Origin of the sequence: Microbulbifer variabilis, from assembly GCF_023716485.1 — a bacterium.
Classification (GTDB): domain Bacteria; phylum Pseudomonadota; class Gammaproteobacteria; order Pseudomonadales; family Cellvibrionaceae; genus Microbulbifer; species Microbulbifer variabilis_B.
Genome location: NZ_CP092418.1, coordinates 86709 through 101305, shown reverse-complemented (window position 1 = coordinate 101305; position 14597 = coordinate 86709). Strand labels below are relative to the sequence as shown.

15 protein-coding genes are annotated in these 14597 nt (G+C 44.3%); 1 reads left to right on the top strand and 14 read right to left on the bottom strand.

From position 1 onward, the window contains the following. Window positions 1-4 precede the first annotated feature (4 nt). A complete protein-coding gene (locus MJO52_RS00470) occupies window positions 5-403 on the top strand; it encodes a hypothetical protein (RefSeq protein ID WP_252084052.1) in 399 nt (132 codons plus the stop codon). Between the two features lie 52 nt (window positions 404-455). Here MJO52_RS00470 and MJO52_RS00465 read toward each other — a convergent pair whose 3' ends face one another. Genes MJO52_RS00465 through MJO52_RS00400 form a run of 14 tightly spaced genes read right to left on the bottom strand, consistent with a single transcriptional unit; the run spans window position 456 to window position 14590 of the window. Further along, a complete protein-coding gene (locus tag MJO52_RS00465) occupies window positions 456-989 on the bottom strand; it encodes an acyloxyacyl hydrolase (RefSeq protein WP_252084051.1) in 534 nt (177 codons plus the stop codon). A 36-nt stretch (window positions 990-1025) separates the two neighbouring features. Continuing rightward, window positions 1026-2252: a beta-ketoacyl-ACP synthase gene (locus MJO52_RS00460; RefSeq protein ID WP_252084050.1), complete on the bottom strand. Its 1227-nt coding sequence runs from the start codon at window positions 2250-2252 to the stop codon at window positions 1026-1028. Next, a complete protein-coding gene (gene fabG / locus MJO52_RS00455) occupies window positions 2252-2980 on the bottom strand; it encodes a 3-oxoacyl-ACP reductase FabG (RefSeq protein ID WP_252084049.1) in 729 nt (242 codons plus the stop codon). Before fabG ends, MJO52_RS00460 begins: the two co-directional genes overlap by 1 nt. Continuing rightward, window positions 2981-3427: a hotdog family protein gene (locus tag MJO52_RS00450; RefSeq protein WP_252084048.1), complete on the bottom strand. Its 447-nt coding sequence runs from the start codon at window positions 3425-3427 to the stop codon at window positions 2981-2983. It lies immediately after the preceding gene. 5 nt (window positions 3428-3432) lie between these two features. Continuing rightward, the gene (locus MJO52_RS00445) at window positions 3433-4593 is read right to left on the bottom strand and encodes a beta-ketoacyl-ACP synthase (RefSeq protein ID WP_252084047.1); all 1161 of its coding nucleotides are present in this window, start codon (window positions 4591-4593) and stop codon (window positions 3433-3435) included. Between the two features lie 2 nt (window positions 4594-4595). Next, entirely contained in the window at window positions 4596-5147 is a 552-nt protein-coding gene (locus MJO52_RS00440; RefSeq protein ID WP_252084046.1) for a DUF3261 domain-containing protein, read from the bottom strand. Continuing rightward, complete coding sequence (locus MJO52_RS00435; protein WP_252084045.1) at window positions 5132-6361, bottom strand: NAD(P)/FAD-dependent oxidoreductase; 1230 nt, start codon at window positions 6359-6361, stop codon at window positions 5132-5134. The genes MJO52_RS00440 and MJO52_RS00435 overlap by 16 nt, the downstream gene beginning before the upstream one ends. A 3-nt stretch (window positions 6362-6364) precedes the next feature. Continuing rightward, the gene (locus tag MJO52_RS00430) at window positions 6365-8629 is read right to left on the bottom strand and encodes an MMPL family transporter (RefSeq protein WP_252084044.1); all 2265 of its coding nucleotides are present in this window, start codon (window positions 8627-8629) and stop codon (window positions 6365-6367) included. A gap of 4 nt (window positions 8630-8633) precedes the next feature. Next, window positions 8634-9248 carry a LolA family protein gene (locus MJO52_RS00425; RefSeq protein ID WP_252084043.1) on the bottom strand — a complete coding sequence of 205 codons (615 nt, stop codon included), beginning with the start codon at window positions 9246-9248 and terminating at the stop codon, window positions 8634-8636. 2 nt (window positions 9249-9250) lie between these two features. Continuing rightward, window positions 9251-9685, bottom strand: coding sequence for an acyl-CoA thioesterase (locus tag MJO52_RS00420; protein WP_252084042.1), 435 nt, complete (start codon window positions 9683-9685; stop codon window positions 9251-9253). Next, on the bottom strand, window positions 9675-11234 hold the full coding sequence (locus tag MJO52_RS00415) for an HAL/PAL/TAL family ammonia-lyase (protein WP_252084041.1): 1560 nt from the start codon (window positions 11232-11234) through the stop codon (window positions 9675-9677). The genes MJO52_RS00420 and MJO52_RS00415 overlap by 11 nt, the downstream gene beginning before the upstream one ends. Beyond that, window positions 11231-12154 (bottom strand): LpxL/LpxP family acyltransferase, encoded by a 924-nt coding sequence (locus MJO52_RS00410; protein ID WP_252084040.1) that lies wholly within the window; start codon window positions 12152-12154, stop codon window positions 11231-11233. The genes MJO52_RS00415 and MJO52_RS00410 overlap by 4 nt, the downstream gene beginning before the upstream one ends. Beyond that, window positions 12151-12891 carry a glycosyltransferase family 2 protein gene (locus MJO52_RS00405; RefSeq protein WP_252084039.1) on the bottom strand — a complete coding sequence of 247 codons (741 nt, stop codon included), beginning with the start codon at window positions 12889-12891 and terminating at the stop codon, window positions 12151-12153. The genes MJO52_RS00410 and MJO52_RS00405 overlap by 4 nt, the downstream gene beginning before the upstream one ends. Further along, window positions 12884-14590 carry an AMP-binding protein gene (locus tag MJO52_RS00400; protein WP_252084038.1) on the bottom strand — a complete coding sequence of 569 codons (1707 nt, stop codon included), beginning with the start codon at window positions 14588-14590 and terminating at the stop codon, window positions 12884-12886. Before MJO52_RS00400 ends, MJO52_RS00405 begins: the two co-directional genes overlap by 8 nt. Window positions 14591-14597: the final 7 nt, after the last annotated feature.

Genomic DNA, 14597 nt, shown 5'->3' with positions numbered 1-14597 from the left:
TTAAATGAAAAATTTTAAGAAAATATTGTTCTCTGCGGCTTTTGCATTAACTCTCGCTGGCTGCACCAGTAATCCAGTCATGAATATCCAAGAAAGAAGTATTCCTGACCGCCTTGATGGTTCCGCACAAACTCAGGATACCATTAAAAAATCAATTATCGCGGGATGTATAGCAAGAAACTGGACTTGTCGTGAGGTCGCCCCTGGACAAATAATCGCTTCAATTAACGTTCGCAAACATCACGCTGAAGCAGATATCAAATACGATATAGATAATTATAGTATTACTTATAAAGATAGCGACCTGCTTGATTACAATGAAAAATACTATACTATCCACAGAAATTATAATCGCTGGGTACGTAACTTGAATGATGCGATTATTAAGCAGTTATCAATTTAAAGCTTAAGAATTCTCCCAATGATATCTATCATTGGGAGAATACGAGTATTTTTTAAAGCCTTATGCCAACATTTAAGACAAATGGCATATCTATACCATCATTTTGATCAAACAAATTAGCATTTGAAAAGTGCTTCCAAGATACCATTAGTACCAGATCCTCCTTTTTCCTCCAGTTAATTCTTGCGCCATAACCCACCTGCGCCTGAAAAGAAAAGTTGTTCTCTTGGCGTCGATCGCCTAAATAGTTACTGGATATATAACTGGGGCCCAATGCTCGAACAAAGAAAAAGGCTTGCCCCCAACTTCTTTGCCTTGGGTACAAATTTAACTGCGGGTAAATGGAAAAAGCCCTTATGCGTTTATTTTCATCCGCACTAGTACTAATTTCTGTGTAACTTACACCTATATCAATATGCTGCCGATAACTCTTTTCAAACGTTTTAAAGGAGTAGTCTAAGCCAAAGGTATTGTTATTTTGTTTTGAATCCGGCTGTGGTCCACCACCAAAACTCAACAACAAATCGTCAGCTAATACTGGCTGAGCCAAGAAAATTATTGAAACTACAGCCAATATCCACTTCATCTACTATCCCTTATTTAAAGGTCACTCATCTATTAATTAAGAAATTCTTTTAAATATTAATGAAGTATTAATTCCACCAAAGGCGAAATTATTACTCATGACATATTCTGTATCGATATGCTTGCCAGGGCCTTGGATAAATTCCAAGTCAGCACAATCAGAATCAATCTCTGCCAAATTCATTGTGGGATGGAACCAACCATTGCGCATCATCTGGATACTTGTCCAAGCTTCCAAAGCGCCGCAGGCACCCAGCGTATGGCCGGTATAACTCTTGAGGGAACTGATAGGCACAGCACGACCAAACGCATTGCGAGTCGCATGGCTCTCGGCGATATCTCCTCGGTCCGTTGCAGTACCATGTGCGCTGACATAACCTATCTCACTAGCATCAACGCCAGATTGAGCTATAGCTTGCTCCAGAGCCACCTGCATAGTCCCCGACTGGGGTTGAGTAACATGGCTACCGTCAGAATTTGTACCAAAGCCAACAACTTCCGCATAAATTCTGGCTCCACGTGCAACAGCATGCTCATACTCCTCCAGAATCAGCGTGCCAGCACCTTCACCGATCACCAAACCATCCCGGTTTCTATCAAAGGGACGCGGGGTCGCTTCAGGAGTATCATTTTTTGTGGAGGTAGCATAAAGCGTATCGAAAACTGCTGCCTCAGTTGCACACAGCTCCTCTGCACCACCGGCGACCATAATAGTTTGGCTACCATTGCGGATCGCTTCATAGGCATACCCAATTCCCTGGCTGCCAGAAGTACAAGCAGAGCTGGTGGTGTAAACCCGCCCACACAAACCAAAAAATACTCCGATATTGACCGCAGCCGTGTGAGACATCATTTTTATATAGCTGGTGGCATTAAGGCCGTCGGTGCGGTGATTTATCAACATATTGCCGAAATCAGCCACTGCTGACGGAGTGCCTGCTGACGAGCCATATGAAACTCCGACAGCTCCACTTTTGAGAATGGGGTCATCCAACAATCCCGCATCCTGAAGAGCAATTTCACTGGCGCGAACCGCCATTAATGAGACGCGCCCCATGCTGCGAACGCGTTTGCGATTGTAATGAGATGGCTTTTCAAAATCTTTTACTGGGGCACCAAGGCGAGTTTCAAGTCCCTCATACTTGTCCCAGTCCTCCATATAAACAATTCCGGAACGACGGCTCTGCAAAGACTCACTAACCGACTCCCAATCTTGGCCTATAGGAGATATTCCGGCCATTCCTGTAACAACAACACGCTTCATTAGCAGAGACCACCATTTACGGAAATAACTTGACGGGTAATGTAAGCAGCCCGCTCATGCATTAAAAAGGCTACAGTCGCTGCGACTTCTTCAGGCTTGCCCATTCTGCGGGCTGGAACCATTTTTAAAATGTCTTCAACCGGCAAATCTTCATCCAGCATATCGGTATCAATAAGACCCGGAGCAACACAATTAACGGTGATTTTTCGTTTCGCCAGCTCCAGTGCGAGCGCTTTACTCGCACCAATCAAACCAGCTTTAGACGCGGAATAGTTTACCTGTCCTCGATTTCCAGCGACGCCGGAGACTGAAGTCATCACAACTATTCGACCGGGAGCACGGCGTCTAACCATGGGCATAGTCAGCGGATGCAAGACATTGTAGAAACCATCTAGATTTGTGTGAACGACTGAATCCCAATCCTCGGCAGGCATTGCGGGAAAAGCATTGTCAGCAGTTACACCTGCATTGCATACAACCCCATAGTAACAACCGTGTTCATCGACATCTTCTAGCAAAACATCTTTAGTTTGGTTCCGATCAGAAATATCAAACTGAAGAATTCTGCTTTTACTTCCTAGCTTGGCAATTTCCCCTGCAACCTCTTCAGCTTGGTCACGGCGGCTTCGGCAATGTAAAACGATATTATAACCATCTTCAGCTAACTGAAGGGCAATTGCACGACCTATACCACGGCTTGAACCCGTAACTAAAATCCACTCAGACATTTAATTTCTACCCTTCAAATACTGTTCCACATTGTCCGGTTGATATACATTTAACCGCGCGCTTTGCTCGATGGAGTGGCCCTTTATTACACACTCAAATGTCGCCATGCCATTCTCAGCCTGCAGCAAACGCTGGACTTCAATCGTAAGTTCATCGCCACAGCGATAACTTTCAACATTTGACACAAATTTACGGGTACCCAATAGAAAGCCCAGGCGAACCTCTTTGCCCCGTTCCTTGGCGTGGTAACCGGAAAATGCCGCTATTGACTGGGCCATATACTCAATTCCAACATAGGCGGGAACACGACCGTTGCGAGAAAAAATTCCGTCATCTCGGACCCGCAATTTTGCCAGCAGTTGTTCCTCATCTACTGAAACTACTTCATCGAGAAGTGACATATTTCCACTGTGTGGAACCAATTCTTCAGCAGTATATTTTTGCATATATTTTACCTCTGACTGCCCATAATTACCGAGCAGTTACTCCCACCAAACGCGAAGGAGTTACTCATTACGTAGCGCAATCCTCCAGCAGCTTCTTGGCCCTGGCAAAGATTCAGCCGCACAATCTCTGGATCATAACGCCCATCATACTGATGGGGGGGGAGTTGATCATTTTGCAGGGCAAGCCAGCAAAAGGCCGCTTCAAGAGCACCAGCAGCTCCCAATGTGTGCCCGGTTAAAGGTTTAGTGGAAGAACAAGGCAGCTGGCTTCCAAACACCCTCTCAACGGCTAAAGCCTCCATAGAGTCATTTTGTGGTGTGCCCGTACCATGGAGATTTAGATAATCAATATCGCTTGCATCCAAGCTCGCATTTTCCAGTGCTCTGCGCATACAGGCCTCTGCACCGCGCCCCTCTGGATCTGGAGCCGACATATGGTGGGCATCAGACGTGGCAGCAACACCGGATAGAACCACAGGACCAGGCTCTTTGGTCATCACAAATATTGCGCCAGCTTCCCCGAGGTTAATACCATCCCGATTAACGCTGAAAGGATTGGTCTGGCCCGCGCTAAGTGCCCCCAGGCTATGAAAGCCACGAATCGTCATGCCACAAAGAGAATCCACACCACCAACAACGACAGCATCACAAACATTGGTAGAGAGAAGACGCCGGGCACTGGCAAGGGCATTCGCACTGGATGAACACGCTGTAGAAACCGTAAGTTGTACGCCTTGCACACCCAGATACTTTGCGACAAAAGTACTAAGTCCTGCCATTTGCTGTTGAAGCCGGTAATTGTAACCAGTGTCTTTTTTACCACTGAGGTAAGATTCACCAGAATCGATCCCAGAAGTTGAAGTTCCCATAACCACTCCAACTCGGCTTGTACCATATCTTTCAACAAGACTACCGATCTCTGATTCGATTTGGCCCAGTGCAGCCAAAGCCAGCTGATTATTACGGCAGTGATAGGCTTGTAGCGAACTCGGTAATTCTGGCAACTTCTCCTGCACAATACCCAGGTTTCCCTGATAGTTTAATAATCGGTTTTCATCCGGTCGCATAAAAGAGCTATCACCGCTAAAAAGGGGTTTAGCTACCGATTCAGCAGAATTTCCCAGGGTACAGATGATGCCCATATGATTAAGATAGAAATTAGTCATACCTAGAAATTCCTGATGCTTAACCTGTAACCAAGTCGTTTGTGCTCAAGCTCAACCTGTGCTTCCCAAATATCATTAGTACTGTAGCGCGCCTCTGTACTTATTTCTCCATTGTGGAAGAGCTGACGGATATAAGTCCCCTCAACTACGGACTCTTGCAACTTCCAACCAACAGGTAATTGTTTCTGCAGCTGAGTAACTGGCCAATAAACAAACTGGATGTCTGCTAACAGTTTTTCAGGTGGCAGACTTGCCGCTCTACGCATGTAGTGATGAGTGCTTATCTCATTACCATCATATGCAATATCTAACAAACTCATACCTTCAGGGCTGAGAAGCGAAACCCTCATGTTCTCTGAAGAGAGCAAGGTGGCCGCAATCACTTCGTACACATTGTTTTGATAAACAATACGCAAATGTTGATTCATCTGACGCGGTTGCTCAGCTAAAAGAGGCGCCAAAGACCGGCTTTCAGACTTATCTTTTTCCACCCTTGGGGAAATACAACCCACCAGAGTAAAGATACTAAAATAAAGCACTAACCAGCGGAGCATATTTCCACCAGTGTATTCAATCTACGCTCTGCAGCAGCAACAAAAGGATTTTTCTTATCCCAGGCATAACCTGCCAATATTGAGCAAATCATTCCTTTAATTTCTTTTTGCTCAGTCTGATAAAAAATCACATCCTGAAAGCGGCCATCATACCAAGCCTTTACATACGTTTTAAAAACTTCAACACCCTGCTTTAAAGGCACAGAAAACTCTTTGTCCCAATCAACGCTCTCTCCAGAGAGTTGACGGTGTAAACATTCAGCGGCTAACTCTGCAGACTTCATTGCGATGGTAACGCCTGAAGAAAATACTGGATCCAGAAATTCACCAGCATTTCCCAAAAGAGCAAAGCCTGGACCTGCCAGCTTGGTTACATTGCTCGAATATCCACGAATACGTTGAATCTCGGTATCAAATTTTGCGTTGTATAAAGTTTTTGCCAACTCTGGTGCGGCCGAAATAGCACCTTTCAGGATCTGTTCTGGATCCTGTCCCCAAGCCGCGATCTTTTCCTTCTCACCAACAACGCCAACAGAAGCTCTGCCATCGGCGAAAGGTATCAACCAATACCAAATATCTCTCTCATTGGGATTGACTGTGATAAGTATTTTATCTCTGTCAAAATTACTATCAGTAATATTGTCCTCTACATGTGTGAATACTGATTCACGTACAGGAAACTCTGACGGACGATCCAGGTCCAGTAATCTTGGTAGAACTCGTCCAAAACCACTTGCATCCAGAACAAAACGGCTCTGGAAAGCAAGCTCTTCACCGTTGTGTTCTGCAATCAGTTCCGCACCATTTTCGGCAATATCAGCTGATACAATAGAATGACGATAATAAATCTTTACTCCCTGGCGCTCAGCTTCATCGGCCAGTATTTTGTCAAACTTGGCTCGCTGTACCTGGAAAGTTGTACCATGCCCTGGTGTGAATTTTTCACGAAAGTCAAATGAAGTACGGGCACCATCCCATTCAAAAGCAGCACCATTTTTAAATTGGAAGCCTGCGGATTTTACTGCCTCCAACATATCTGCGTTTTCAAGAGATTCCATACACTGTGCCAGCAAACTCTCGCCGATAGAGAAGCGAGGGAACATCTCTCGCTCAACGATCGATACACTCCAGCCATTTTTAGCCAACAAAGCACCGGCTACAGCTCCAGCAGGTCCGGCACCAATAATAACAACGTCAGACTTAATTTCTTTCATTGGCTAATATCCCTTACCCCGTGTACAAAAAAATAGAAATGCCAACAACAAAGTTAATACTGTGCCCACAGCCAGGACTAACCCAAAATTTGCAATGGCCGGTGTGCCAGACAATGCTAGCAAACCAAACCCTAAAAAAGTTGTTAACCCAGCCATAGCTATCGCCAGCAGGGTATAATGCTGCTCTGCTTTCCGGCTCGTATAGCTAAATATTGCGTAATCTATACCAATTCCAAAGACAAGCAATAAAGCCGCAACATGAAATAGATTAATTGCGGATCCCTGTAAAATCACTATCGCCAGGGTGCCTAGTACTGCGCTGGATGGAAGTGCAACTATACTTAAGGCTTGTTTTATTCCTGTTTTAGTTGCCGTCACTAAAAATACAACAATGAATATTAATGGCAGTAATTGCAGCAACAGATCACGTTGTTGTGACATCACATTAGAGATACTTCTGGTAGTATCGACATAGGTTACTCCAGGCAGTAACTCTAAAGATGACAAATCTTCTGTTAAGCCATAAATACGAACCACAGAATAACAGTGATTATTTTCACAACCCAGCCATAGTCCTTTATATTGCCGACCTGCAACTGGCAACCATTCAGAGAAGTTAAAGGTATTGAATGGCTGTATTTTAGATTTTAACTGTTGATTAATATCTTGTTCAGAATAACCCAATTGCTGATAAAAAGACCTGACAGCATCCCCACTGTAAAACTTCGACAATAACTTCCAGTCAGCTTCTTGAACCTCTTTTGGAGGTATCCGGTTGGTTACCCCCTGAAAACCACTAATAATTTCCTTTTCTACTAAATAGTCCAGTTGATTTCTAAGTTCCCATTCCCGTGTTAATACTTGTTGCTCATCTTCACCAAAAACCAGAAAGTAACGGGAGTCTGGCCGGGATCTAATCAGAGAATTTAGATCTATTTCATCTTGTGTAAGAAATTCTGGAGGCTGGTAAAACAGTTTTAGGTCATCATTAAATTGAATTTTCTGAAGTGCCGCAGCTCCAAAAATCAACAGCCCAACCAATGGGAACAGGTAGTACCTAATATTGAGTTTAGGAAACTGACTGGAAAACGATAAAGGCCTATGCTTAATATTAATCCAGCCTGGAAATAACAGGATTACAGTCAACCAAGCCCCTATTAAACCACAGCCGACAAAAATCCCTATTTGTTGTAAAAGCGGAAAAGGTGTTAATGCAAGAGAGAAAAATGCCAAGCAGCTTGATATCAATCCCAACAATAGCCCGGGTAATATATCCTTATCTTTTGGCTTGCCAAGCCTCAATCGATTACAAATAAAGTGAAATGCGTAATCGATTGCCAATCCAGAAACCGTCGTACCAAATACAAAAGCCAGTATATGAATTTGGCCCAAAATGATAATGACACCAGATATGCCACTGGCCACGCCACATAGAATTGCGAATGTACAAGCTAGTAGAGGTTTTAATGAGCGAAAGACAACAATACATAGACAGCAAATAGCAAGGATCGAAAGGGAGCCAATCAGGCGTATTTCATCCTGTGCCATAGCAGCAGCATACTCTGTATGCAGGGGGGCTCCAGCTACCAGCAGCGAATAACCATTTTTTTGAGCCCATTGCTTTAATTCTGACTGTAAAGAAAGAAGTGATATATCGCTCTCTCCAGTCAAATCAACTGGTGCGGCCAGCGTATAAAGCAGGGTAAAAACTTTATGTCCTTCTGTATGTACCGGAATTCCATCAAAGACTTGTGGAGTAACTCCAATATCAGCGGTAAAGTAATTGCGAAAAGTTGAGAAAGTATCTTTCTCCAAATCGATTCCAGCGCCGTCAGGCCCGTATAATTTACCCAATTGACGCTGTATAAGTTCCTCTGGCGTAGCGTCTAATAACGCCCTATCTTCAAGGCTGAGTAGCTGTTGGCGCAGAGGAAAGAGCAGCTCCCACTCCTCTTTATAGCTTTCAGAATCGGCCCAACGATATTCAACAGACTCTACAGATTTAGCGGCCTTTAGTTTCTGCGCCAACTCTTGGGTATGCCTGGCCAGACGTTGTGATTCTTTTCCTTCAGAAACTAAAACCCAAATTAAACTTCCCTGTAATTGCTGACTGACTTTTTTCTGGATGCCAGCACTACTTACCGAGTCGGAGTTATTATCAGCTAATAACAAAACATCTGTTTGCAGCCAGCTGGATTGATAGCGTAATACAGTTATCCCAAGAATTACACTAACAAAGGAAAGCCAAATAACAACTCGACGTGACATGAGATTATTTCTGGTTATCTTCTGAGAATTCACTCAGTAGTTGACTGTTATTAGCTTCAACTGAATGTAAATTCATAATATCTATTTCAGTAATTGCCATGTTGGCTTCAGCTAGTACTATTTTCCGAATCTTTTTGTCTCCCACGACTTCTATCGATTCAATAACCTTTCTAAAAGCCTCTTGCTTGGGAATTAAGTTAATTCTCCATTGCTCTTCTGCGATTTGTGGTCCCACCGTAAAAGTCTGATCCAGCTCACTAAAATCACCACTGATAATCTTTAATAGAGGATCAGCCACATGATTTCCTACAATATTGCTATTGATCCGATTTCCGAAATCAGCATCATCTAGTTTAAATATTCGATGGGATTCTATTGGATTCTCTATTCGCCAGCTTAATCCTAACTCTTCAGAAATAGCCAGGACGCCTGAAGAAACCAGAGGCCTGGGCAACTGGGGCAGCCTCTTTGTCTGGGCAAAAGTGCCAAGCATCTGTGGAGATGACACAATATTTTTCTCTATCTCCCGCAAAACCGCCTGCTGCTCTGAGGTCAAAGCAGAAGTTACTGTGGAAAATAGAAAACAAATAAAAAATACAACCAAGCGCGTAACAGTCATCACTAATTTACCCCTAATTTTTCCAGCAAAATTGGAGGCGATGCGAACAGCATTTCGGCACTACTAATTTCGACAGCTACCTGTACGGTATGTCCTTTTGTTAAGCGTACACCGGTATCTCTATCTGTTATTGTATAATTGATTTTAAATCGATTTTCATATTCAGAAACCTCAGCGCAAATAACAATCCACTGCTGAAATCGTAAAGGCTTTGCATATCGTACGCGCAAGTCTATGACCGGCCAGGCAAAACCTGATTCCTTCATCTGTTGGTAGTTATATTCCAACTGATCAAACAATGCACATCGGGCTATTTCAAAGTACTTTGCATAATGCCCATGCCAAGCTATCTCCATCATATCCACATCGTGGAAAGGAATTTGTAGTTCAACTTGCGCCGCCCATTTTTCAGGGCGCATAGGTTTATTAGTTTTCATATAAGCGCCAATGTCTTTGCTGAATTAATGAAACGAATTTTCTCAATGGCTGTTCAAGCTCTCTATCTTCCTCCAGAAAAGAAAATTCATCTCCTATCTGCCTGATTGTGGTATTAAGAGCGGTAGATAATTTTTCCAAATCCACTCCCCCACTACGAACTCGAAGCTGAATGCCCTGCCAAGCAATCATCAGTGCCGCTGCGGTCGTTTGCTCCGTTAACTGTAATACCCTGATACAGTCCCTGGCAGCAATGGTGCCCATACTGACCTTATCCTGGTTATGACACTCCGTTGATCTGGAAAAAACACTTGCGGGCATGGTCTGCTTTAGTGCTTCAGCAGTCCAGGCACTCGCACCAATTTGAACAGCCTTAAAGCCGTGGTTAATCGATCTTCGAGGCCCGGTTACACCTGAGAGGTTTGCCGGGAGCCCATTATTGAACTTAACGTCAACCAGTTGGGCTATTTGTCGATCCAGTAAATCAGAGAGATTTGCTACCGCATTCTTCAGGCTATCCATGGCGAAGGCTATATGCCCACCATAGAAGTGCCCACCATGAAGCACCCTCTCGTTTTCACCATCGATGATCGGGTTATCATTAGCACTGTTTAGTTCGTTATGAATAAATTGCTGGAGCCAGGGCAGAGAGTCCTGTAATACACCCACTACATGGGGAGCGCACCGAAGTGAATAGCGATCCTGCAATCGGCTATTTTGTCTTGGAGCGGCACCAACATTGAGATCGTCATGAATCCACTTTGCAATCTGGTTTTGACCGGGGTGAGGCTTCACTGCAAAAAGCGCGCTATCGAAATGGTAGGCATTGCCATCCAACGCAACGCTCATCATGGAGGTAATACGAGCACTCAGCTGTGCTAGATACTCTGCCCGTTTATAGGCTAAGCACGCTAAGCCAGTCATTGCGGCGGTGCCATTCATTATCGCCAAACCCTCTTTGGGGTACAGCTTTAATGGCTCAATCTGTAATTCATCGAATACCTCAGCAGTATCTCTCTGATGGCCTCGGTACCAAACTTTGCGCTCCCCGCACAAAACCGCAGCAACATAAGACAGTGGGGTCAAGTCGCCACTGGCTCCCACAGACCCCTCTTGGGGAATTACCGGAATAATGTCTTTCTGAAGTAACAGAACCAATTGCTGCAACAGCCGAAATCGGACCCCTGAACTGCCCTTTGCAAGGCTGGCAATCCGGGCTGCGACAATCGCTCTACTCTGCTCAAGAGTAAAGACTTCCCCCATTCCACAACCATGGAAGGTAAATAATCGATGAGGTAACTCTTCCACCAGATCTGCAGGAATACTTTCGGTACAAGAATCACCATATCCAGTGGTTACTCCGTAGATCACACCTTCCTTCTGCCAAAGGCTATCCAGGAACTCGGCACCGCGATTTATCCTTGCTACAAAGCTCTCTTCATCAGATAGAGAGATATCGCCACGGCCAGCTGCAATGGTATTTACCTGATCAATAGATAGAGCTGTGCCATCAAAGACTATTTGGGTTCGTTGTAGTACTGCTGAATTCATTTTTGTTGATCCCAGAACGGGTAAAAGTTATACCATTGCAAAGGTGCTATATGACAATAGCGCTCCAACCGTCGTGCAAACTCCTCGACAAGAGAGCGAATATGCCCTTCTCTGTCACCGCGTTTCATCACAACGCGATCGCAGAGTTTTTCCATATAGATATCGTATCCGGAAGTACTGCGCAGACAGAAAAGTGTGTACACCGGGCATTTGAGCAGCGCAGCAAGAATATAGGGCCCCTGGGGAAAAGGCGCTTTTCGCCCTAGGAATTCTGCCTCACAGGTGCGTCCCATAGAGTTAATCGGTGTTCTATCACCGACAATAACAACCAGCTCCCCGGCTTCAATAGCCTCGGAGAGTCGCATCGCTAAAGCGGGAGTTACTTCTGTCACCTGGATAAGTCGCACTTGACTCAGGGGGTTGAGCATCTTCATCATGCGATTAAATTTCACCGCATGCTTTGTATGCACCAACACATTTACCCGTACCTTTGTCAGGCTGCCAAGTGCCCTGCAAACCTCCAGGTTCCCGAGGTGAGAACCAATAATTAATCCACCCTGGCCACTAGCGGCCAACTGGTGAAGACCTGCTCTTTCTGGGAAATTTACCTGACTATCCGGGATACCCACAAACCAAGCTTCAAGCTTTTCTCTAGCACTGTTAGCAAAATTAAGGAAAATTTTAAATCCGGTTTTCCAATTCGGTTCTATACCGCTAGATGGGTAGCGTTTAGTGAATAATTCCAAGTACTCCTGGATCGAATTGCGGCCACTCTGATTTTTTAGGTAGTAGCATAAAACTACCGGGTATACCGCAACTTTAAAGGCAATCGGACCCAACCAGTGATGCAACCAGAATAAGAACTTGATACCCAGGAAAAAGCCTTGTTCCCGGTATTTTGACCAGTGTAAATTACTCACGCTTTTCGCCCTACTGTCGAAATACGCAGAGTTCTGGCCAACATGCCAAAAAATAGACGGGTGTGCATTGCCGATATATGGAAGTTATCCTTAAATCCCCGGAAATGGGAAACGCCATCTATTGGGTAGCTCACATTTACAGGTACCTGGCAGAGACCGCCTTTGCTCCAATACCACCGTACCAAGATCTCTGGATCAAAATCCATTCGATCACCGGTATACTCGTTATCTAACAAATCTACAGTTCGAGATAAGGGATAACAACGCAGCCCACACATGGAATCCTTAATCTCCAGAGAAAGAGTATTAATCCAGATCCATACATGAGTTAGATAGCGTCCCCACAAACGAACTTTAGGTACTGATTTATCGTATTGCGGATAGCCACAAATCAGTGAATCAGGGCACTTTCTGCTTTTCTCTAGGAATTGAGGTATATCAGCAGGGCTGTGTTGACCATCGGCATCGACTTGAATTCCATGACTATATCCAAGCGCTTTCGCAGCTCGCAGACCACTTTTTACCGCAGCACCTTTTCCACCATTAGCCTGGCGAACAACCAAGTGAACCCGCGGACCGTAGCCCTGCTCTAAGCGTTGTAGTTCAATTCTACAGGGTTCATCACAGCCATCATCTACCAGAATGTAAGGCAGGTTAAAGTCATCCAGAGATGCTAGCGTCTCTGCGATTGCCCCCTCATGATTATAAACGGGTATTACAAAACAAAAGTTAGACATGGCTGAAGCACAATCTACCACTGCTATATTCTAAATTGCCATCTTGAGTGTTCCGAAAAGAATAATTTAATTTGTTCTTTTCCTGGCTGAACTCCAAAGATAAAGTGACAGCATCACCGGGCATCATTAATTGCTTAAATTTAATCACTTCCATTTGGGTAAACGTACTGCCGGCTTTTACAAGTGGGCGGCCAAAATGCATAGCCCAATCCAGCTGTACTACTCCCGGCACTACCGGTGAGCCTTCAAAATGACCATCCAAGCAAGGCAAATCGTCATTAACCGTAAAATTAACTTGACGAGCATTATCTAATATTTCGCTGCTAATAATCTGTGGCACCATTGCTGCCGGAATTTCATCAAAAAGTTGCATTAGCAGGTCTCTCGTTATTTTTCCCTGTAAGTTAGCGGGGATTTCATCAACAAAACGCCAAGAACGTGGCACAGCCACGCCATCAAGATCCTTGGCCAGGGTTTCTCTAAGTTTACGAACAAGAGAAGCCTTTCCTTTCTTTTGTAATAGTTCTTTCCCGGATTCCGTTAGTGTGGCAACAGCGGCAACTATTTTTCTTTTACGCTCCAGAACAAGTGCATTGGCTTTTACAATATATGAGCTTCCAACTAGTAGGGACTCAACTTGTGTAAGAGAAATTCTTTTCTCTTCAATCTTAACAATGCGATCAGCTCGTCCTTTGAGTTCGAACATACCATCTGTACTTATTTGTACTTTGTCCTGACAAATAAACTCCTTGGGCAACCACGGAGAAGAGACTTTGAGTAACCCATCGCTGTTTTTTGCAATGTTCACTCCCTTTAGTGGACTCCAACTTTTCTGACGCAATTGATTACGCCAGGCAATCCCCCCCGTTTCAGTGCTTCCATAGACCTCTATGGGCTGGATTCCACACAACTGATCAATCGCCTTTGCATCTACTTCCAGTAAAGGCCCCCCAGAAGAAAAGATATCTACTAAGGATTTTCCCAACGCCCATGGCCAGGAAGAAATACGGCGGCTTAACTGTGCAGGGCTTGCAACCCACACGGCAGGCCCCCACTTGTGGGCGTCTTGGAGTAATCCCACAATATCCACATATGTCTTACTAACAAATCGACGCCCGCTGGCTAGTGGCCACAGTAATTTAAACAGTAAGCCATATATATGCTGATGGCTTACAGTTGCCAAAGTAGTTGTATTAGCTACCCGGGGTGACCACTTAAGATTATGGGCCTTAACCTCATTGAGCAGTTGATATAAGGTTTTATCAACGGTTTGTGGTTCACCACTGCTTCCTGATGTGAATAATTGAATACCAGCATCAAAACAACTGGGAACAGAAAGCTCCTCTCTACATTGATCCGGAATATTTATACTAAATGCCGAGCTATCTTCCCAGCTGCCCAGTAATAGGGTTTGCTCACCCAGTTTTTGCTGGGTAAATCGCTTATTATTTGCCGGTATAACAACGACTTCACAACAAGACATAGCAGCAAAAAAGAGCAAGCTAAACTCGTAACTATCTTCACAGAAAATGGCAGCTCTTTTGAACCCAGTTTCGTTTAGGGATTTTTTTAGCTTTCGCTCAATAAATGCCAATTCACGTTTAAATTGGGCGAAAGAAATTTCCCCACGACTTGAATAGCTAACTATTGCTTGGTCATTCGAGTAACCAAACACTTGTTCAAACTGTACTTTGTCCACGACCTTA